This window comes from Streptomyces sp. RLB3-17 (genome assembly GCF_007113425.2).
Taxonomy (GTDB): Bacteria; Actinomycetota; Actinomycetes; order Streptomycetales; family Streptomycetaceae; genus Streptomyces; species Streptomyces mirabilis_D.
Window position 1 is genome coordinate 6,253,172 of record NZ_CP041610.2, and the last position, 19,191, is coordinate 6,272,362.

16 protein-coding genes are annotated in these 19,191 nt (G+C 70.8%); 11 read left to right on the top strand and 5 right to left on the bottom strand.

Annotated elements, in window-relative coordinates; genetic code table 11:
• Positions 1-294: 294 nt before the first annotated feature.
• Positions 295-2,295, bottom strand: coding sequence for an acetate--CoA ligase (gene acs, locus FNV62_RS28410; RefSeq protein ID WP_181360910.1), 2,001 nt, complete (start codon positions 2,293-2,295; stop codon positions 295-297).
• Positions 2,296-2,717: 422 nt separating this feature from the next.
• The gene (locus FNV62_RS28415) at positions 2,718-5,141 is read right to left on the bottom strand and encodes a bifunctional SulP family inorganic anion transporter/carbonic anhydrase (RefSeq protein ID WP_144315688.1); all 2,424 of its coding nucleotides are present in this window, start codon (positions 5,139-5,141) and stop codon (positions 2,718-2,720) included.
• 334 nt (positions 5,142-5,475) lie between these two features.
• Between FNV62_RS28415 and FNV62_RS28420 the strand changes: the two genes are divergently transcribed.
• Entirely contained in the window at positions 5,476-6,744 is a 1,269-nt protein-coding gene (locus tag FNV62_RS28420) for a hypothetical protein (protein ID WP_054237409.1), read from the top strand.
• Here FNV62_RS28420 and FNV62_RS28425 read toward each other — a convergent pair.
• Positions 6,734-7,714, bottom strand: a complete 981-nt coding sequence (locus FNV62_RS28425; protein WP_054237410.1) for an ATP-binding protein — start codon at positions 7,712-7,714, stop codon at positions 6,734-6,736. The genes FNV62_RS28420 and FNV62_RS28425 overlap by 11 nt on opposite strands.
• A 101-nt stretch (positions 7,715-7,815) precedes the next feature.
• On the opposite strand from FNV62_RS28425, the gene FNV62_RS28430 reads away from it, so the two are divergent.
• A complete protein-coding gene (locus tag FNV62_RS28430) occupies positions 7,816-8,640 on the top strand; it encodes an oxidoreductase (protein WP_143602465.1) in 825 nt (274 codons plus the stop codon).
• A gap of 359 nt (positions 8,641-8,999) precedes the next feature.
• Here FNV62_RS28430 and FNV62_RS28435 read toward each other — a convergent pair whose 3' ends face one another.
• Complete coding sequence (locus tag FNV62_RS28435; RefSeq protein ID WP_097285646.1) at positions 9,000-9,833, bottom strand: HAD family hydrolase; 834 nt, start codon at positions 9,831-9,833, stop codon at positions 9,000-9,002.
• 596 nt (positions 9,834-10,429) lie between these two features.
• Between FNV62_RS28435 and ssd the strand changes: the two genes are divergently transcribed.
• The 7 genes from ssd to FNV62_RS28470 all read left to right on the top strand — a co-directional run bounded on the left by ssd (position 10,430) and on the right by FNV62_RS28470 (position 15,536).
• The gene (gene ssd / locus FNV62_RS28440; protein WP_075033559.1) at positions 10,430-11,524 is read left to right on the top strand and encodes a septum site-determining protein Ssd; all 1,095 of its coding nucleotides are present in this window, start codon (positions 10,430-10,432) and stop codon (positions 11,522-11,524) included.
• The gene (locus FNV62_RS28445; protein ID WP_143627512.1) at positions 11,521-12,714 is read left to right on the top strand and encodes a TadA family conjugal transfer-associated ATPase; all 1,194 of its coding nucleotides are present in this window, start codon (positions 11,521-11,523) and stop codon (positions 12,712-12,714) included. Before ssd ends, FNV62_RS28445 begins: the two co-directional genes overlap by 4 nt.
• A gap of 32 nt (positions 12,715-12,746) precedes the next feature.
• Positions 12,747-13,580 carry a type II secretion system F family protein gene (locus FNV62_RS28450; RefSeq protein WP_225900879.1) on the top strand — a complete coding sequence of 278 codons (834 nt, stop codon included), beginning with the start codon at positions 12,747-12,749 and terminating at the stop codon, positions 13,578-13,580.
• Positions 13,577-14,359, top strand: coding sequence for a type II secretion system F family protein (locus FNV62_RS28455; RefSeq protein ID WP_143627516.1), 783 nt, complete (start codon positions 13,577-13,579; stop codon positions 14,357-14,359). Before FNV62_RS28450 ends, FNV62_RS28455 begins: the two co-directional genes overlap by 4 nt.
• Positions 14,360-14,420: 61 nt before the next feature.
• A complete protein-coding gene (locus FNV62_RS28460; RefSeq protein WP_054237417.1) occupies positions 14,421-14,627 on the top strand; it encodes a DUF4244 domain-containing protein in 207 nt (68 codons plus the stop codon).
• The gene (locus FNV62_RS28465; RefSeq protein WP_143627518.1) at positions 14,614-15,093 is read left to right on the top strand and encodes a TadE family type IV pilus minor pilin; all 480 of its coding nucleotides are present in this window, start codon (positions 14,614-14,616) and stop codon (positions 15,091-15,093) included. The genes FNV62_RS28460 and FNV62_RS28465 overlap by 14 nt, the downstream gene beginning before the upstream one ends.
• Complete coding sequence (locus FNV62_RS28470) at positions 15,090-15,536, top strand: Rv3654c family TadE-like protein (protein ID WP_097285650.1); 447 nt, start codon at positions 15,090-15,092, stop codon at positions 15,534-15,536. The genes FNV62_RS28465 and FNV62_RS28470 overlap by 4 nt, the downstream gene beginning before the upstream one ends.
• On the opposite strand, the gene FNV62_RS28475 is transcribed toward FNV62_RS28470, so the two are convergent.
• Positions 15,502-17,955 (bottom strand): DEAD/DEAH box helicase, encoded by a 2,454-nt coding sequence (locus tag FNV62_RS28475; RefSeq protein WP_164331776.1) that lies wholly within the window; start codon positions 17,953-17,955, stop codon positions 15,502-15,504. The genes FNV62_RS28470 and FNV62_RS28475 overlap by 35 nt on opposite strands.
• Before the next feature lie 80 nt (positions 17,956-18,035).
• Here FNV62_RS28475 and bldG point away from each other — a divergent pair, with 80 nt between their 5' ends.
• Together bldG and FNV62_RS28485 are read left to right on the top strand one after the other, a co-directional pair.
• Complete coding sequence (gene bldG / locus FNV62_RS28480) at positions 18,036-18,377, top strand: anti-sigma factor antagonist BldG (protein ID WP_010986038.1); 342 nt, start codon at positions 18,036-18,038, stop codon at positions 18,375-18,377.
• A gap of 117 nt (positions 18,378-18,494) precedes the next feature.
• Positions 18,495-18,929: an ATP-binding protein gene (locus FNV62_RS28485; RefSeq protein WP_054237420.1), complete on the top strand. Its 435-nt coding sequence runs from the start codon at positions 18,495-18,497 to the stop codon at positions 18,927-18,929.
• Positions 18,930-19,191: the final 262 nt, after the last annotated feature.

Here is a 19,191-nt window from a genome sequence, read left to right on the forward strand (position 1 = left end):
GACGCGTTGGCTCACGGCCGTGCCGAGACCTCCCACGATGAGGCGCCGACGGGGGCCCAGCGCTAGGGGCACGGCAGCGTTGTGGGTGCAAGGGCAGAGCCCGGCGTGGGGTGCGGGCGCGGGGGCCCAGGGATGGCGGCACCGCTGCGTTGGGGGGGCAGGGCGGAACTCCGGGCAGGGCGCAGGGGCGGAGCTCTGCAGGGTTTGGGGCGGAGCCCCGCAGGGTGCAAGGTGGGGGTGCGGGGGCGCGTAGGGCCCCCACACCCCCAAGAGGCGCGTGGGTGAGGAAAACCCTCAGTCCTCGCTCGGCGCCGCCGGCAGCTTCGCCTGGATGAGATCCATCACCGTGGAGTCCGTCAACGTCGTGACATCCCCCAGTTCCCGGTTCTCCGCCACGTCACGCAACAACCGCCGCATGATCTTCCCGGACCGAGTCTTGGGCAGCTCGGCCACCGGCAACACCCGCTTCGGCTTGGCGATCGGCCCCAGCGTCGCCCCCACGTGATTCCGCAGATCCGCCACCAGTCCGGCATCCTCCGCGGAAGCGGTCCCCCGCAGAATCACGAACGCGACAATCGCCTGCCCCGTCGTCTCGTCCGCCGCACCGACCACCGCCGCCTCGGCGACCGAAGGATGCGAGACGAGCGCCGACTCGACCTCGGTCGTCGAGATGTTGTGCCCGGACACGAGCATCACGTCGTCGACCCGCCCGAGGAGCCAGATGTCCCCGTCGTCGTCCTTCTTCGCCCCGTCCCCGGCGAAGTACTTCCCCTCGAACCGCGACCAGTACGTGTCGAGGAACCGCTGGTCGTCGCCCCAGATCGTGCGCAGCATCGACGGCCACGGCTCGGTGAGCACCAGGTACCCGCCACCCCCGTTGGGAACCTCCCGCGCCTCGTCGTCGACCACGGTCGCCGAGATACCCGGCAACGGCCGCTGCGCCGACCCCGGCTTGGTCTCGGTGACTCCCGGCAGCGGCGAGATCATCATCGCGCCGGTCTCGGTCTGCCACCACGTGTCCACGATGGGCGTCCGGTCACCGCCGATGTGCTTGCGGTACCAGACCCACGCCTCGGGGTTGATCGGCTCGCCCACGGACCCCAGCACCCGCAGGCTGCTGAGATCGAACTTCGCGGGGATGTCGTCCCCCCACTTCATGAACGTACGGATCGCGGTGGGCGCCGTGTAGAGAATCGTCACCCCGTACTTCTGCACGATCTCCCAGAACCGCCCCTGGTGCGGCGTGTCCGGCGTCCCCTCGTACATCACCTGCGTCGCACCGTTCGAAAGCGGCCCGTACGTGATGTACGAGTGCCCGGTGACCCAGCCGATGTCGGCCGTGCACCAGTACACGTCGGTCTCCGGCTTGAGGTCGAAGACGGCGTGGTGGGTGTACGAGGCCTGGGTGAGGTACCCGCCCGAGGTGTGCAGGATGCCCTTCGGCTTCCCCGTGGTCCCGGAGGTGTAGAGGATGAACAGCGGCTGCTCGGCGTCGAAAGCCTCCGGCGTGTGCTCGGCGGGCTGCCGCTCGACGATCTCGTGCCACCACACGTCGCGGCCCTCGGTCCAGTCGACCTCCTGGCCGGTACGGCGGACCACCAGCACCTTGTCGACCCCGTCGACCCGGCTCACCGCGTCGTCGACGGCCGGCTTGAGCGCGGACGGCTTGCCGCGCCGGTAACCGCCGTCGGAGGTGATGACCAGCTTGGCGTCCGCGTCCTGGATGCGCGTGGCGATCGCGTCCGCGGAGAATCCGCCGAAGACGACCGAATGCGCCGCACCGATCCGTGCGCACGCCAGCATCGCGACGACGGCCTCGGGGATCATCGGCAGATAGACGGCGACCCGGTCGCCCTTCCCGACGCCCAGCTCGATCAGTGCGTTGGCGGCCTTGCTCACCTCGTCCTTGAGCTCGGCGTAGGTGATCGCCCGGCTGTCACCGGGCTCGCCCTCGAAGTGGATGGCGACCCGGTCGCCGTTCCCGGCCTCCACATGCCGGTCGACGCAGTTGTACGCGACGTTCAGCTTCCCGTCGGCGAACCACTTCGCGAACGGCGGGTTCGACCAGTCCAGCGTTTCGGTCGGCTCGGTGGCCCAGGTCAGCCGGCGGGCCTGCTCGGCCCAGAAGCCGAGCCTGTCAGCCTTGGCCTGCTCATACGCCTCCGCGGTGACATTGGCGTTCGCCGCCAGGTCGGCGGGCGGCGCGAACCTGCGCTCTTCCTTCAGCAGGTTGGCCAGGCTTTCGTTGCTCACGACATCTCCCTTTCCCAGGGTGTCCGTTGTGTCCCAGGCCACAGCTCATCAGACCGGGGGCCTCGATGACAAGGGCCGACCTCAAATTGGTTTAGACCTATCGAGGAGCTGAGGTCCCTTCAGAGGTACGCACCAGGCACGCATGGGGTACGCACTCCGAGCCACGTACGGACGGGCTCGCGGGTTCACCCGGTAACCATTCCCGCGACCGCCCCCCACGTGGATGCCGTGACACACGAGACGCCCGGGCGTGTCGCGGCCCCTAACGTACGGCCCCCTACATCCACCCCTCACGCCCGGCCCCCCACGCCAGGCCCCCGCACCCGGCTCTCGGCTTCCCGCTCCCGGCAAGGGTGCCCCGCGCCCATGCACCCACTGCACCCACCGCATCCCTACGCACGGCGTGGCACGCACCCCCGCCGAGCGGGGCCGCGCACCACGCCGAGGTCACACGGGTGGCGAGGTCAGGCGGGGTGCCGTAGATCCTCCGTCGCCCCCACGTGATCGAACAGCTCGCCGTCGTCGCGTTCGACGAGCAGATACGCCTGCGCCTCTCCGACGTGGAAGTACATCCCGTGCAGTTCGAGCGCGCCCTCCCGCAGGGCCCGTGCCACGGACTCGTGCGCCCGCAGATGCTCCAACTGCTGCACCACGTTGGTCAGACACAGCTGCTCCACCGCGTCGGCCGGCGCCCGCCCGGCGAGCCGGGCCCAGGGACGGTCCTTGGCGGCCATCCGCTCCAGACTGGGCACCCCGTGCCGCAGCCACCGCTTGAGCGGGGTCTGCGCCCCGCCGGGCTCCGCGTTCAACAGGGCCTGCATGGCCCCGCATCCGGAGTGCCCGCAGACCGTGATGGATCGCACATGCAGCACGTCCACCGCGTACTCGATCGCCGCGGCCACCGAGTCGTCCCCGCTCTCCTCCCCGGGCTTCGGCACGAGGTTGCCCACGTTGCGTACGACGAACAGGTCGCCCGGACCACTGGAGGTGATCATCGACGTGACGAGCCGCGAGTCGGCACAGGTCAGGAACAGCTGCGACGGCCGCTGCCCTTCCCGCGCCAGCCGTGCCAGCTCACCCCGCACCAGGGGCGCGGTGTTGCGCTGGAACGCGCTGATTCCACGCGCCAGTTGATGCCCACTCTGCCCGCTGCGGCCATCGCGCCCGGTGGTTCCGGATGCACCGGCCGCACCGTCCGGCCCCTCCGACCCGTCTGCCGGGCCCGCCCCATCCGACCGGTCGTCGCCGGATGCGGGCTGCGGACCGGCGGAGGGTTCGCAGTGGTGGTTGCGCCATGGCGTCCAGGGGCGGCAGCGGCAGTGGGAGGGGCCCGCGGGCTCGGCGATCCGGGTGCCGGATCGCCCGGTCAACTCGACCGAGCCACCTCGCGCGACATGCGCGTTCTGCCAGTCCTGCAGGGACTCGTATGCCGCGTGGTCCATGAACGAGCCGTCCAACTCCAGGTCCACATGCGTCCCTTGAGGTACCAGGTGCAGGGCGCGGCTGAGCCGAGGCACCGCGAGGAACGTCAACTGCCCTCGCACTCGTACGTAATGGACTCCTTCTCTCTCTTCATGCGTGATGCGCGTGCGGGCGAGCCGGTGCAGGGCGACGGCGACGGCCACGGAGACCCCCAACACCACACCCTCGAGAACACCGAGGCACACGACGCCGAGCGTGGTGACTACGTACACCAGCACTTCGCGGTGGCGGGTGACCGTGCGGATGTGGTGCAGGGACACCATCTGGATGCCGACGGCCATCACCAGGGCGGCGAGCGATGCGAGGGGGATCAGCTCCAGGATCGGGACCATCAGCAGCGCGGCAACTACTACGAAAACGCCGTGCAGCATCGTGGAGTTCCGGCTCACGGCACCGGCTTGCACATTCGCCGAACTGCGCACGGCGACCCCGGCGACGGGCAGTCCGCCGAGCGCGCCGGAGATGACATTGGCGGCGCCCTGACCGAGCAACTCCCGGTTCAGGTCGGAGCGGCCCACCCGGGTTTGCTGCGCGGGCCGCCTCGCCACCAGCTTGTCCACGGCCACGGCGCCGAGAAGCGACTGCACACTGCACACCAGCGTGACGGTGAGGACGGCGGCGGCGATCCCGAGCACCGGCCCCTCGGGCAGCCCGGCCAGGGCGTGACTGCTCCAGGACGGCAGGTCGACCTTGGGCAGGACCAGCCCGGTGAGTGAGGCGGTCAGGGTGGCCCCCGCGACGGCGACGAGCGCGGCCGGCACGGTACGCAGGACGTGTCCGACCCGTCCGGGAATCCGTGGCCAGGCGAAGAGGAGCGTCAGTGTCAGCACACTCATCGAGACCGCCGCGGGGTGAACGTGCACCAACTGGGCGGGTAGCGCGCGCAGGTTGTTGAACACGGAGCTCTGTGGGGTGCCGCCCAGCACGATGTGCAGTTGGGCGACGGCGATGGTCACACCGATGCCGGCGAGCATGCCGTGCACGATCGCGGGGCTGACGGCGAGCGCCGTGCGGGCCACGTGCAGGCATCCCAGACCAAGCTGGGCGACTCCGGCGAGGACGGTGATGGCGCAGGTCGCACGCCACCCGTAGCGGTGGATGAGCTCGGCGGTGACGACCGTGAGCCCGGCGGCGGGCCCGCTCACCTGGAGCGGTGAGCCGCCGAGCCGGGCGGCGACGATTCCGCCCACGGCGGCGGCGACGAGGCCGGACTGGAGCGGCGCGCCGGTGGCGAGCGCGATGCCGAGGGACAGGGGCAGGGCGATCAGGAAGACCGCGATCGAGGCTGACAGATCGGCGCCCGCGATACGGAATCGGCGGGGCGGGGTCGGCGGGGGGCTGTGGGGTTGGTGGGTGCGCCTGGGCCGAGTCGAGTCGGCGGCGCGGGTGGGGACGCAGGCAGACATTCCCGTCTCCTCCGGGGCAGCGCGGTCGCGGAACAGGTGGTCCCCGTCCAGGGAGGACGGGGGCAGATCGCGGCCGTGGGTCACGGCGTGCAGTGGCGGGACTTTCAACGCTCGGTAAACGGATCGTAATCCAGAGTAAAGCCCATGTGCGGACTTTAGTGGCAAATGGGGCAGTAAATCACTCACGTGGGTGAAGCGAGCTTTTTATCGGCTTGTCGTATTTATTCGATCTCGGCCTCGTGCGACCTTGACGGCGCTGTCGGCATTTCACCGCACAGCACCCTAGAACGCCCAAAGTGGCGTTGCTCTGACAGAAGGAAGAAGGTGGGCGGAGATGGCCACCACCCAGAGGATCGCCGCGGGCGCAGCAGTCGCCGCGGCCTGCGCCACGGCGCTCGCCGGTTGCGCCACCGGCACCACCGGTTCCAACGAAGGCGCGCACGGCGCGAACGAGGCGGGGGCGCCGGCGCCCCAGAGCGCGGTCCGCCTGATCGGCGACGGCTCCACCGCGTACACCGGAGCGCAGCCGCATCTGCCCAAGCCCGAGCGGCTGAAGCCCGGTCAGAAGCCCCCGCAGTTCGTGGTCTTCTCGTGGGACGGCGCCGGCGAGGACAGTCAGAAGCTCTTCTCGCACTTCCGCAACGTCGCCAAGGCCAACGGGGCGACGATGACGTACTTCCTGAGCGGCGTGTACCTGCTGCCGGAGGACAAGCGCGAGCTGTACAAGCCGCCGGAGCACTCGCCGGGTAGCTCGGAGATCGGCTTCAACGACGAGAAGGGCATCAGGGACACCGTCGAGCAGCTACGCGGTGCGTGGCTGGAGGGCAACGAGATCGGCACGCACTTCAATGGCCATTTCTGTGGCGCGGACGGCGGTGTCGGCGAGTGGTCGGTCGCCGAGTGGAAGAGCGAGATCGCCCAGGCGAAGGCGTTCGTGAAGTCCTGGAAGACCAACGCGGCCATGAAGAACGCGGCTCCGCTGCCCTTCGACTACGACAAGGAGCTCATCGGCGCCCGCACCCCGTGCCTGGAGGGCCAGAAGAACTTCATGAAGGCGGCCCGGCAGCTGGGCTTCCGCTATGACACCAGCGGCGTCAACAACCAGGTATGGCCCAAGAAGAAGAACGGCCTGTGGGATCTGTCGATGCAGCTGGTCCCCTTCCCCGGGCACACCTTCGAGCAGCTCACCATGGACTACAACTTCATGGTCAACCAGTCGGGTACACGGACCCAGGGCGACCCCGACAAGCAGGAGTACTGGGGCAACCAAATGCGTGACGGCCTGCTGAAGGGCTTCGACCGCGCCTACGACGGCAACCGCGCGCCGCTGATCATCGGCAACCACTTCGAGTCCTGGAACGGCGGCACCTACATGCGTGCCATCGACCAGGTCGTGGAGAACGTCTGCAACAAGCCCGACGTCCGCTGCGTCTCCTTCCGGCAACTCGCCGACTGGCTCGACGCCCAGGACCCGGCCACGCTGGACAGGCTGCGCGGCCTCAACGTCGGAGAGGTCCCGAAGCAGGGCTGGGCGTCCTTCCTGTCGGGCCGCCCCGCCCCGGCCCCGAAGGGCATCCCCGGGGCGCCGGCCCTCAAGCCGTAGCCACCAGTCCCTCTCCCAGCACGAAACCGGGGTCGACCTGCGCCGCCAGGTCGGCCCCGGTCCTCTCGTTGCCCCAACTGCCCGCGTTCTTCAGGTGGAAGTGCACCATCTGGCGCGTGTAGCGCTCCCAGTCCCGCAGCTCGTACGTGGCGTCGGCGGCGGTCTGCAAGGTGCGCAGGGAGCGGCGGTTGGCGTCCTCCAGGAGCTCGAACCGTGGTGGGCGGCCCTTCTCCATGGCACGCACCCAGTCCGAGTGCCCGACTGTGACCAGGAGGTCGTCGCCGACCTCGGCGCGGAGGAAGTCGATGTCGTCCTGGCCCTGCACCTTGTTGCCGACGACCTTCAGGATGACTCCGAAGTCGCGGGCGTACTCCTTGTACTGCCGATAGACGGAGACCCCCTTCCGGGTCGGCTCGGCGACGAGGAACGTGATGTCGAAGCGGGTGAACATGCCGGACGCGAAGGAGTCGGAGCCCGCCGTCATGTCGACGACGACGTACTCGCTCTGGCCGTCCACGAGATGGTTCAGGCAGAGCTCCACTGCACCGGTCTTGGAGTGGTAGCACGCCACTCCCAAATCGGCCTCGCTGAACGGGCCGGTGACCATCAAACGGACGGCACCGCCGTCGAGTTCCACCGGCCGTGCGCAGGCGTCGTACACCGGGTTGTTCTCGCGCACCCGCAGCAGGCGGGACCCCTCACCGGGCGGGGTCGTCTTGATCATCGTCTCGGCGGACGTGATCCGTGGATTGGAGCCGCGCAGGTAGTCCTTGATCAGCTTTAGCCGCGGGCCCATGGCGGGCAGCCCGGCGGCCACCGCCTCGTCGAGGCCGAGGGCGGCCCCCAGGTGTTGGTTGATGTCGGCGTCCACCGCGACGACCGGCGATCCCGAGGCCGCGAGGTGGCGGATGAAGAGGGAGGACAGGGTCGTCTTGCCGCTGCCGCCCTTCCCTACGAAAGCAATTTTCATGTTCACCAAGGGTAGTGGGGTGATTGCGCACAGTGCCCTGGTGACGTGAAGAAGACCACTCCTTCGTGGGGTGGGCCGCCGGGGTGCGTAGGGTCGTACTCATGAGTACGACAGGCGCGACCGCCGATCCGCTCGCGGCCCTGGGCTCGCTGCCCGGCGTGGCCGAATCCGTCGAGTCCGTCCGCAAAGCGGTGGACCGGGTCTACGGACACCGGATCATGCGGCGCCGCAGCAACGAGATCACTTCCGAGGCCGCACTGCGGGGCGCCCGTGGTTCCGCGGCGCTGTCCGGTGCCGACTGGGCCCTCGAAGAGGTACGCCGCCGCACCGACTTCAGTGGTGACGACGAGGCCCGCACGGTCGGCGCGGCCCTGCGGCTGACCGCCGAGGCGGGCCAACTCCTGTCCATCTGGCGACAGTCGCCCCTCCGGGTGCTGGCCCGGCTGCACCTCGTCGCGGCGGCGGGCGAGGAGGACACCGTCGGCCGGCCCCGCCAGGACGGCGAACCGGTCGACGAGCCGCTCGTCGACCTGCCCCTGCCGGACGCGACCGAGGTGGCCGGCCGACTCGAAGGGCTCTCGCAGCTGATCATCGCGGGTGGTTCGGCGCCGGCCCTGGTGACGGCTGCCGTCGTGCACGGCGAACTGCTCGCCCTGCGCCCCTTCGGCACCCACAACGGCCTGGTTGCACGCGCGGCCGAGCGCATCGTCCTGGTCGGCAGCGGCCTCGACCCCAAATCCGTCTGCCCGGCGGAGGTCGGTCACGCCGAGCCGGGCCGCGCGGCCTACCTGGCGGCACTGGAAGGCTATGTCTCCGGCACCCCGGAGGGCATGGCGACCTGGATCGCCCACTGCGGCAGAGCGATTGAACTGGGAGCCAGGGAGTCGACAGCCGTCTGCGAGGCGCTTCAGCGCGGCGCGGCGTAAGTCCCCGGACAGGGTTGCGGCGGTACGAGTTTTCGTACCGCCGCTGGCATGCTCACCGGGTTACCAAGCGTCCTCGATATGTTGCCCATCAGGTCGGGAACTCCTGCCCGTCACCTGGTGCGGCTGGCCCGTAATCGACGGGTCGACGTCGCGTGGGTGCTCGATGTCCATGCGCGGTCCGTGGGGCCTTGGTTGCGTTTGAAGGTGATCCTTTCGGATATCCTTGGTCTCGCGGGCCGTTAAACCCTTTCTACTCCTGGTCCAGAGGAAGCGGAACCCCTGACTGCACTTCTTTACTTTTAGGTTCAAATGGGAGTGAATCGGGACGTAGATGTGCCGCACGCACACGCGTGACGCGCTCACACCACCGTCGTGCGCCGTTTGCTCGCGTACCAGACGAGCCCCGCCGTGGCCGCCGCCGCTCCTATCGCGGCCGCAGCGACGAGCGCCGGACGCGGCGGCACCGACAGCGCGGGCAGCCGCTGCTTGAGCCGGACCGGCCGGTGGAAGTCCAGAATCGGCCACGAGCGGGCAAGCGCCTCGCGCCGCAGCGCACGGTCCGGATTCACCGCGTGGGGATGGCCGACGGCCTCCAGCATCGGAACGTCGGTCGCGGAGTCGCTGTAGGCGTAGCAGCGCGCGAGGTCGTACCCCTCGGACGCGGCCAGCTCCTTGACCGCCTCGGCCTTCGTCGGACCGTACGCGTAGTACTCCACTTCCCCGGTGAAGCAGCCGTCCTCGCCGACGACCATGCGCGTGGCCACCACCCGGTCCGCGCCGAGCAGCTCTCCGATCGGCTCGACCACCTCCGCCCCGGACGTGGAGACGATCACGACGTCGCGCCCGGCGCTGTGGTGCTCCTCGATGAGGGAGGCGGCCTCGTCGTAAATGATCGGGTCGATCAGGTCGTGCAGCGTCTCGGCGACGATCTCCCTGACCTGCTGGACGTTCCAGCCCCGGCACAGCGCGGACAGGTATGCGCGCATCCGCTCCATCTGATCGTGGTCCGCGCCGCCCGCCATGAACACGAACTGGGCATATGCGGTGCGCAACACGGCCCTTCGGTTGATCAGCCCGCCTTGGTAGAACGACTTGCTGAACGTGAGCGTGCTCGACTTCGCAATGACCGTCTTGTCCAGGTCAAAGAAGGCTGCCGTGCGAGGCAAGGAGTGGTTTTCCACGAGCCCGAGCATATGCGCCCACCATTCGGGCTAGTGTGGGGCGCGTGGGTTTGCCTGAGAGGGCTCTCGGGTACACCATGGAAGTCACGGATCGTTCGCGACCGTGCTAACCCGGTCCGGCTCCTCCCCCCCCGAGTCGGCCGTGGGGACGACCCCCGCTCTCCCCCCCGGCGGGGGTCGTCGCATGTCCGGATGGGTTTTTCCCCTCTTTCGCACGGCCCCGGGACCCCGTTGTCACCGCTGTGGCCGTTCCTTCCGCGTGCCCGTGATTCGTCACTCTGCGTATCCGTGAGGCTGCTCTGCGGAAGTCACAGGCGACTCACCGGTATGGGTGAAGGCGATATTCACAACCACTGAGTTGTCCACAGTTATCGACCAAGATCCACACGATTTTCTGGATCGCTGCACCGTGATTCCAGCGCGTCCCGCTCGCGGCGAGTTCCTCGCGGCAAGTTCATGGCGGGTTCCGTTTGTCGGACGCGTTTGGCCGGTTCGTATCGGCCGTTCATATGGAGGCCGCGTGCCGGTTCTTCACACGAGCGGGAATCGCGGGTCCGCGGAGGACCTTGCGAGCTCCGCGCAAGGAGCAGCGAAGGGGGCTGGAGATCGTGGCGGGAGCCATCACACACGACCTGCCACCCGCCGCCGACGGGCGGCAGGGCGGACCATTGATCGTCACGGAGGACGCCGAACTCCTCGACGACCTGCTGCGCCTGTGCGCCGCGGCGGGCGCGAGGCCGGAGGTCCACCACGGGGTGCCTGAGGGCCGCGGCAGCTGGGAGGCGGCACCCCTCGTCCTGGTCGGCGACGACGCGGCGCGGCGCGTACGCGGAGCAGCGCGCCGACGCGGAGTCGTGCTGGTCGGCCGGGACCAGGACGACTCCGGCGTCTGGAAACGGGCTGTCGAGATCGGAGCCGACCACGTCCTGATGCTTCCGGACGGCGAGCAGTGGCTCGTCGACCGCATCGCCGACGTGGCCGAGGGAGTCGGCCGACCCGCGCTCACCGTCGGCGTGATCGGCGGCCGCGGCGGGGCCGGAGCCTCCACGCTGGCCTGCGCGCTCGCCGTCACCTCTGCGCGCGAGGGACGCCGCACCCTGCTCGTGGACGCGGATCCCCTGGGTGGCGGACTCGACGTACTCCTGGGTGGAGAGGCCGCCGAAGGCCTGCGCTGGCCGGCGTTCGCCGCCTCCCGCGGCAGGGTCGGCGGCGGCGCCCTGGAGGAGTCCCTTCCCGAGCTGCACGCGCTGCGCGTCCTCAGCTGGGACCGCGGCGACTCCGTCACCATCCCGGCGCAGGCCGTCCGCGCGGTCCTGGCCGCCGCCAGACGGCGCGGCGGCACCGTGGTCGTCGACCTGCCCCGCCGCGTCGACGAAGGAGTCGCGGAAGCCCTCGCCCAGCTCGACCTCGGACTGCTGGTCGTTCCCGCCGATCTGCGTGCCGTCGCGGCGGCCAAACGGGTGGCGTCCGTGGTCGGCATGGTCCTGCGCGATCTGCGTGTCGCGGTCCGCGGCCCCTATGCGCCGGGCCTCGACGACCGCGAGGTGGCCCGCCTGCTCGGACTGCCGCTGGTCGGCGAGGTGCCCGCGGAATCCGCGCCGCTGGACGCCGGTGTGCCACCCGGGGGAGCGGCGCGGGGACCGCTCGCCCGGTTCTGCACGGCCTTCTGGCAGCGGGTTCCGGTGGAAGGCGGGGGCGTATGAGCCGGGAGGCGAGCACGGGCGTGGGGTCCGGCACGGGACTGCTGGACGGCGTACGGCAGTGGCTCGCCGAGAGCGGGTCGGAGCCGACACCCGCGCGCGTGGCACAGGCCCTGCGCGAGCAGGGGCGAGTGCTCGGCGACGCCGAAGTCCTCGGCGCCGCCGAGCGGTTGCGCTCCGAGCTGGTCGGCAGTGGGCCGCTGGAACCACTGCTCGCCGACCCGTCGGTGACCGACGTCCTGGTGTCCGCGCCGGACCGGGTGTGGGTGGACCGGGGCGGTGGCCTGGAACTGACGAGCGTGTCCTTTCCGGACGCGGCGGCCGTACGACGCCTCGCGCAGCGCCTCGCGGCCGTGGCCGGGCGAAGGCTCGACGACGCCCGTCCCTGGGTCGACGCCCGGCTTCCGGACGGCACCCGCCTGCACGCGGTGCTGCCCCCGGTGGCCGTCGGCTCCACCTGCCTGTCGCTGCGGGTCGTACGGCCGCGCGCTTTCACCCTCGACGAGTTGGTGAAGGCGGGAACAGTCCCGCCCGGCGGGGACCGGGTACTCAGAGCCCTGCTGGACGCCCGGCTGTCGTTCCTGATCAGCGGTGGCACCGGAAGCGGCAAGACGACCCTGCTGAGCGCGCTGCTGGGGCTGGTCGGTGCCGGGGAGCGGATCGTGCTGGCCGAGGATTCGGCGGAGCTGCGGCCCGACCATCCCCATGTGGTGCGGCTGGAGGGGCGGCCGGCCAACCAGGAGGGCGTCGGACTCGTGGCGCTGCAGGATCTGGTCCGCCAGGCCCTGCGCATGCGACCGGACCGGCTGGTCGTCGGCGAGGTGCGCGGACCCGAGGTCGTGTCGCTCCTGGCGGCGCTCAACACCGGCCATGAGGGTGGCTGCGGCACGGTGCACGCGAATGCGGCGGCGCAGGTACCGGCCCGTCTGGAGGCCCTGGGTACCGCGGCAGGGCTCGACAGGGCCGCGCTGCACAGCCAGTTGGCGGCGGCGCTGTCCGTGGTCCTGCATCTCGTACGAGACCGGGCCGGGCGGCGGCGGATCGCCGAGGTGCATGTCCTGGAGCGCGATGCGACGGGGTTGGTGGTGACGGTGCCCGCGCTGCGATGGGGCGCGGAGGCGTTCGCGTACGAGCGGGGGTGGGAGCGGCTGCGGGGGCTGCTCCGGGACGGGACCGAGGGGAGTGGGCTGTGACGGGGGCCGGTGACATCTCGGTGGGGGCGGCCATGGCGTGTGCCGGGGCGGCGGCCTGGTTGATGGGCGGCTGGGACGCGGGGACACGTAGGGCACGGCTGCTGTGCGCGGGTGGCGGGGTGGTGGCCACCGGACCGCCGGCGCGGGAGCGGGCACGGGCCGAGTGGCGGCGACTGCGCGCGCGGCTGCGTCCCGAAGGGTGGTCACTGGTCGCCGGGTTGGTGATCGCGGTACTGGGCGCGTCCGTCGTGCCGCTGTTCCTCGGGGCGGCCGGGATGCCGCTGCTCCGCCGAGTACGGCGGGCCGGGGAGACGCGGCGCGCGGGGGAGCGTCGGGGTGAGGCGGTGATCGCCCTGTGCGGGGCACTGGCCGGCGAGGTGCGGGCCGGGCATCAGCCGGGCGAGGCACTGCGGAGAGCCGCACACGACTCGGGCGGGCTCGGCGAGGCGCAGGCGGTGGTGCTGGCGGCGGCGAGGTTCGGCGGTGATGTGCCGGGCGCGCTCACCGACGCGGCATGGCAGCCGGGGGCCGACGGGCTGGTGGGGCTCGCCGCGTGTTGGCGGGTGGCGGTGGACCGGGGCGCGGGCCTGGCGGCGGGGCTTGACCGCCTGGAAGGGGCCCTGTGCGCGGAGCGGGACCAACGGGCCGATCTGCGCGCCCAATTGGCGGGATCGCGATCCACGGCGGTGATGCTCGCGGGACTGCCGGTTCTGGGCCTTCTGCTCGGTACCGCGCTGGGCGCAGATCCGCTGCACGTGCTGCTGCACAGCGGGCCGGGCCTGGGCTGTCTGGTGGTCGGTGGGGTGCTGGAGGGCGTGGGGCTGTGGTGGGCGCTGCGCATCGTGAGGGGAGCGGAGGCGGCATGAGCACGGAAGCTGTCCACAGGCTGGGGGCGCTCGTGTGCGGGGCGCTGGCGGTGGGGTGGCTGCCGCGAGCGCTCGGCGCGGCGCGGCGTGAGCGACGGGCGCGCAGAAGGCTGACCGAGCTGCTGGCGCTGGAGAGGATGTCCGAGAGGCGGCACTTCGCGGTCCGGGACGTCGTGCGGCGGTGGCTGCCGGTGGCGGGCGCGGGGTGCGCCGGCTGGGTGCTGGTCGGGGGTCTTGCCGGGGTTGTGGTGGGGCTGCTGGCCGGGTTCGGGGCCTGGCGGTGGCGGCAGCGACGCAGACCGGGGCCGGTGGAGGAGTACGACGTGGCGCTGGCTGCCCGGCAACTCCCCCTGGCGGCCGACCTGGTCGCCGCCTGCATCGCGGCGGGGGCGGACCCCGTGGTCGCGGCGCAGGCGGTGGGTGAGGCCCTGGGCGGACCGGTGGGGGAGCGGCTCGCGCGGGGCTCGGCGGAGGTTCGGCTCGGGGGCGAACCGGTCGAGGCATGGCGGAGGTTGGCGTCGCTCCCGGGCGCTGGGGCGCTGGCACGGCTGCTGGAACGGGCGGGTGAGTCGGGCGTACCGGCGGCCGTGCCGGTCGGGCGGCTCGCCATGGAGGCCCGCGCCGAGCGGGGCCGCACCGCGACGGCGCGGGCGCGCCGGGCGGCCGTCATGGTCACCGCGCCCGTGGGGCTGTGCTTTCTTCCCGCGTTCCTCGCGATGGGCGTCCTGCCCGTGGTGATCGGGCTGGCGGACGGGGTGTTGGGAGGGGGTGGCGGATGACGGGCGGCGGCGTGCGGTGAACGACGGACGATCAACAGGTTCGAACCTTACGGGGGTTGGGATGTGCAAGACGGTGGGCGTACGGATGCGGGCGTGGCTGCTGGGTCTGGCGGCGCGCAGGGACGCGGGAATGGTCACCTCCGAGTACGCGGTGGGTGTCCTCGCGGCGGTGGCCTTCGCGGCGGTGCTCTACAAGGTGGTGACGAGCGGCCAGGTAGGCGAGGAGTTGCAGGGCATCGTGGGGCGGGCGCTCAATGCGCCGATGTGAACGCGGGACGGCGGGCCGGGACCGGGACCGGGATCGGGATCGGGATCGGGATCGGGATCGGGACCGAAGCCGGAGTCGGAGTCGGAGTTGGGACCGGAGTCGGAGTTGGGACCGGAGCGGGGACAGGGGATTCGTGACCGCCGAGGCCGCCGTGGTGCTGCCCTCGCTGGTGCTCGTCGGAATGGCGCTCGTCTGGGCCCTGCTCGCCGCGTCGGCGCAGATCCAGTGCGTGGACGCGGCCAGGGCGGGCGCCCGCGCGGCGGCCCGCCAGGACCCGCCGGACACGGTGCTGGCGACGACCCGCCGCGCGGCACCGCGCGGCGCCAGGGTCACGGTGACCCGGGAGGGCGACCTCGTCCGGGTCACGGTCGAGGCGAGCGCGCCGGGACCGGACGGACTGTCGCTGGAGCTCAGCGACGAGGCCGTGGCGCTGGCGGAGGAGACGGTGGGGGTGGTGAGGGGATGACGGCCTGGAGCCGCGGTCACGTCGCGCGGACGGCCGCTCGGAACAGATGGCACACCTACCGGATCCGTTGCTCGGACAGAGGATCGGCCACTGTCTGGACCGTCGGGGCGATCGCCGTGCTGTGTGTCGTGTTCGGGGCCGTCCTGGCCATGGGACAGGCGGTCGTGGTCCGGCACCGCGCGGCGGGGGCGGCCGACCTGGCCGCGCTCGCCGCGGCGGACCACTGGGCGGACGGCGGCACGGCGGCCTGCGCCCAGGCGGACCGGGTGGCGCGGGCCCAGCGTGCCCGGCTGGTGCGGTGCGCCGTGGAGGGCGAGATCTCGGACGTCACGGCCGCGTCGGGCGGCGGCCCCTTCGACGTGGAGGTCAGGTCCAGAGCCGGTCCCGCGAGACCACAGGAGCCGGCGCCTAGCCCTCCGGCGCGCCCCGCAGCAGCTCCGTGAGAAGCCGCACGGCGCCTCGTTTGTGCAGCGGCTCGTTCCCGTTGCCGCACTTGGGGGACTGGATGCAGGACGGGCAGCCGGCCTCGCACTCGCAGGACGCGATGGCCTGCCGGGTGGCGATGAGCCAGGCGCGGGCGGTGTGGAAGGCGCGCTCCGCGAACCCCGCGCCGCCCGGGTGGCCGTCGTAGACGAAGACCGTGGGCAGGAGCGTGTCAGGGTGCAGCGGGATGGACACGCCGCCGATGTCCCAGCGGTCGCAGGTGGCGAACAGCGGGAGCATGCCGATCGACGCGTGCTCGGCGGCGTGCAGGGCGCCGCCGAGGATCTCCGGGCTGATCCGGGCCGCGTCCAGCTGGTCCTCGGTGACCGTCCACCAGACGGCGCGCGTGCGGAGCGTACGAGGAGGGAGGTCGAGCTTCGACTCGCCCAGCACTTCACCGGTGATGACACGACGACGCAGGAAGGAGACGACCTGGTTGGTGACTTCGACGGAGCCGTAGCACAACCGGCCATCGCCCCAGGGGACTTCGATGTCCGTCTCCAGGACGGAGATGGACGTCGTGTCGCGGGCGACCGTCGAATACGGCGGGTTGGCCTCTTCGACCAGGGCGACGGAGTCCTCCAGGTCCAGATGCTTCACCAGGTACGTACGGCCCTGGTGGAGGTGGACCGCGCCCTCGTGGACCGTGGTGTGCGCGGAGCCCGCGTCGACCGTGCCGAGCAGCCGCCCGGTCCCGGCCTCGACGATCTGCACCGGACTGCCGCCCTCGCCGCGGATGTCGGTCAGGTCGGCGGCCCGCTCCCGACGGGTCCAGTGCCACGCCGTGGTTCGCCGGCGCAGCAGCTTCGCGGCCTCCAGCTGTGGCAGCAGATCCGCGGCGGCCGGGCCGAAGAGCTCCAGATCCTCTTCGGTGAGGGGGATCTCGGAGGCGGCGGCGCACAGGTGCGGGGCGAGGACGTACGGGTTGTCGGGGTCGAGGACGGTGGATTCCACCGGCTGTTCGAACAGGGCCTCTGGGTGGTGCACGAGGAAGGTGTCCAGCGGGTCGTCGCGGGCGACGAGGATGGCGAGTGCGCCCTGCCCCGAGCGGCCGGCGCGGCCCGCCTGCTGCCACAGGGAGGCCCGGGTTCCCGGGTAGCCCGCGATGACGACGGCGTCCAGGCCGGAGACGTCGATGCCGAGTTCGAGGGCCGTGGTGGCGGCGAGGCCGAGGAGTTCTCCGGAGTGCAGGGCGCGCTCCAGGGCGCGGCGTTCCTCGGGGAGGTAGCCGCCGCGGTAGGCGGCCACGCGCCGGGCCAGTGAGCGGTCGATCTCGGCGAGGCGCTCCTGGGCGATCACCGCGATCAGCTCGGCGCCGCGGCGGGATCGTACGAAGGCGACGGAGCGCACTCCCTGGAGGGTCAGGTCGGTGAGGAGGTCGGCCGTCTCGGCGGTGGCGGTACGCCGAACGGGTGCTCCCTTCTCGCCGTGCAACTCGGTGAGCGGGGGCTCCCAGAGGGCGAACACGAGTTCGCCGCGAGGGGAGGCGTCGTCGGCGATCTCGACGACCGGGAGACCGGTCAGCCGACGGGCGGCGACCGAGGGCTCCGCGGCGGTCGCGGAGGCCAGCAGGAAGACGGGGGAGGAGCCGTAGCGGGCGCACAGGCGGCGCAGCCTGCGCAGTACCTGGGCCACGTGGGAGCCGAAGACGCCGCGGTAGGTGTGGACCTCGTCGATGACGACGTACTTCAGGGCGCGGAGGAAGGAGGACCAGCGGGGATGGGAGGGCAATATCCCGCGATGCAGCATGTCGGGGTTGGTCAGGACGTAGTTGGCGTACTGCCGTACCCACTCGCGTTCCTCGAACGGAGTATCGCCGTCGTACACGGCTGGGCGAACCGCATTGCCCAAAGGTTGTGAAAGTTCCTTCACCGAACGGCGCTGATCGGCTGCGAGGGCCTTTGTGGGGGCCAGATAGAGCGCGGTGGCCCCCCGGCCGTTCGGAGCCTCGGAGCCGTCCAGAAGGGCCGTCAGGACCGGTGTGAGGTACGCCAGGGACTTTCCCGAGGCGGTGCCGGTGGCGACGATCACGGAGTCGCCGTCCAGGGCGTGCTCGGCGGCCAGCGCCTGGTGGGCCCAGGGGTGTTCGATGCCCGCGGCCTGCACCGCGGCGATGACCTCTGGACGGATCCGGTCGGGCCACACGGCATGGCGACCCGCCCGCGGGGGCAAGTGCTCCGTATGAGTGATGCGCGAAGCCCGGCTCGGCCCCGAGGCGAGCCGGTCCAGGACAGTGCCCGGATCGGGGCGGGAAGCGGTGTCCGTCGAGGGTCGATCGGATCGATGATTCTTGGCCATCGGCACCGAGTGTGTCACTGGCGTGACGGACAATGGGGCCAAGGCGTCGTGCACGCCTGCCGGTAAGTGATTGAATGCCATCGCGGCTGGCGAACCGTCCCGGGGGCTCTGCCGAGGTGTCCCTTGGGATGACCGCTCGATAGCAAGGTGCTGGAGGATCCGTGGACCTGTCCCTGTCGACCCGTACCGTCGGCGATCGTACGGTCGTCGAGGTCGGTGGCGAAATCGATGTATATACCGCGCCCAAGCTGCGCGAGCAGCTGGTCGAGCTGGTGAACGACGGCAATTTTCATCTTGTCGTCGACATGGAGGGCGTGGACTTCCTCGACTCCACCGGGCTCGGCGTGCTGGTGGGCGGCCTGAAGCGTGTGCGTGCCCATGAGGGCTCGCTGCGACTGGTCTGCAACCAGGAGCGCATTCTGAAGATCTTCCGCATCACCGGTCTCACCAAGGTGTTCCCCATCCACACCTCGGTCGAGGAAGCGGTAGCGGCCACCGACTGACCCCGTCTTCTGGGCATCACGAGTGATGTGGCGTCCGAGACGGTAGAAGCAATGGACGGGGGACCGGGCCTCGGCGGCCCGGCCCCCTGACAGCACGCCCGTAGTTGAGGGGGATGCATGGCCACCGTTGAACTCCGCTTCAGCGCGCTGCCCGAGCACGTCAGGACCGCCCGACTGGTGGCGGCAGCGGTGGCGCGCAGGGCTGGAGTGGACGAGGCCGTCCTCGACGAGGTCAGACTCGCCGTCGGCGAGGCCTGTACTCGTGCCGTCGGACTGCACCAGAGCAGCGGCATCTCGGCGCCGGTGCGGGTGACGTTGATCGAGGAGGAGAAGCAGTTCTCCATCGAGGTCGGCGACGAGGCGCCGCGTTCGGCGCCCGGTGAGACGGCGCCCGGTGCCTCGGGTGATCCGGACATGGATGCCGAGGAGGACGAGATGGGCCTCGCGGTCATCAGTGGCCTCGTCGACGATGTCGAAGTCACCGCCGGTGAGCATGGTGGAGTGATCAAGATGAGCTGGCCGACCACGCCGCCGGCCGCGCTCGTTCCCTGATCGCACCCCCGCAACACACTCGAAGGGCCCTGCTCGGCAGGGCCCTTTTTGTATGCCCGCTCCCGGCCGGGACCCGCTCCCGCCTTTTCGTGAATTGATTCACGATCAATCAAGCGATTATTGGATCAAGCGTCAACGCTTTTGGGGCATTACTTCTTTTGGGTCCCATGGAAGCCCGTCGATCATTTGCTGATGGGCATGTGAAGGCGAATTCCGTTTACCGGGCACTGTTTTGATCAGGTTCCGGTACCTACAATCCGTC

Excerpts from the sequence above, each read along its gene's own strand:
- FNV62_RS28415 (WP_144315688.1), bottom strand. The coding sequence starts at position 5,141 with ATGTCTGCCTGCGTCCCCACCCGCGCCGCCGACTCGACTCGGCCCAGG.
- FNV62_RS28420 (WP_054237409.1), top strand. The coding sequence starts at position 5,476 with ATGGCCACCACCCAGAGGATCGCCGCGGGCGCAGCAGTCGCCGCGGCC.
- FNV62_RS28425 (WP_054237410.1), bottom strand. The coding sequence starts at position 7,714 with ATGAAAATTGCTTTCGTAGGGAAGGGCGGCAGCGGCAAGACGACCCTG.
- FNV62_RS28430 (WP_143602465.1), top strand. The coding sequence starts at position 7,816 with ATGAGTACGACAGGCGCGACCGCCGATCCGCTCGCGGCCCTGGGCTCG.
- FNV62_RS28435 (WP_097285646.1), bottom strand. The coding sequence starts at position 9,833 with ATGCTCGGGCTCGTGGAAAACCACTCCTTGCCTCGCACGGCAGCCTTC.
- FNV62_RS28445 (WP_143627512.1), top strand. The coding sequence starts at position 11,521 with ATGAGCCGGGAGGCGAGCACGGGCGTGGGGTCCGGCACGGGACTGCTG.
- FNV62_RS28450 (WP_225900879.1), top strand. The coding sequence starts at position 12,747 with ATGGCGTGTGCCGGGGCGGCGGCCTGGTTGATGGGCGGCTGGGACGCG.
- FNV62_RS28455 (WP_143627516.1), top strand. The coding sequence starts at position 13,577 with ATGAGCACGGAAGCTGTCCACAGGCTGGGGGCGCTCGTGTGCGGGGCG.
- FNV62_RS28460 (WP_054237417.1), top strand. The coding sequence starts at position 14,421 with ATGTGCAAGACGGTGGGCGTACGGATGCGGGCGTGGCTGCTGGGTCTG.
- FNV62_RS28465 (WP_143627518.1), top strand. The coding sequence starts at position 14,614 with ATGCGCCGATGTGAACGCGGGACGGCGGGCCGGGACCGGGACCGGGAT.
- FNV62_RS28470 (WP_097285650.1), top strand. The coding sequence starts at position 15,090 with ATGACGGCCTGGAGCCGCGGTCACGTCGCGCGGACGGCCGCTCGGAAC.
- FNV62_RS28475 (WP_164331776.1), bottom strand. The coding sequence starts at position 17,955 with ATGGCATTCAATCACTTACCGGCAGGCGTGCACGACGCCTTGGCCCCA.
- FNV62_RS28485 (WP_054237420.1), top strand. The coding sequence starts at position 18,495 with ATGGCCACCGTTGAACTCCGCTTCAGCGCGCTGCCCGAGCACGTCAGG.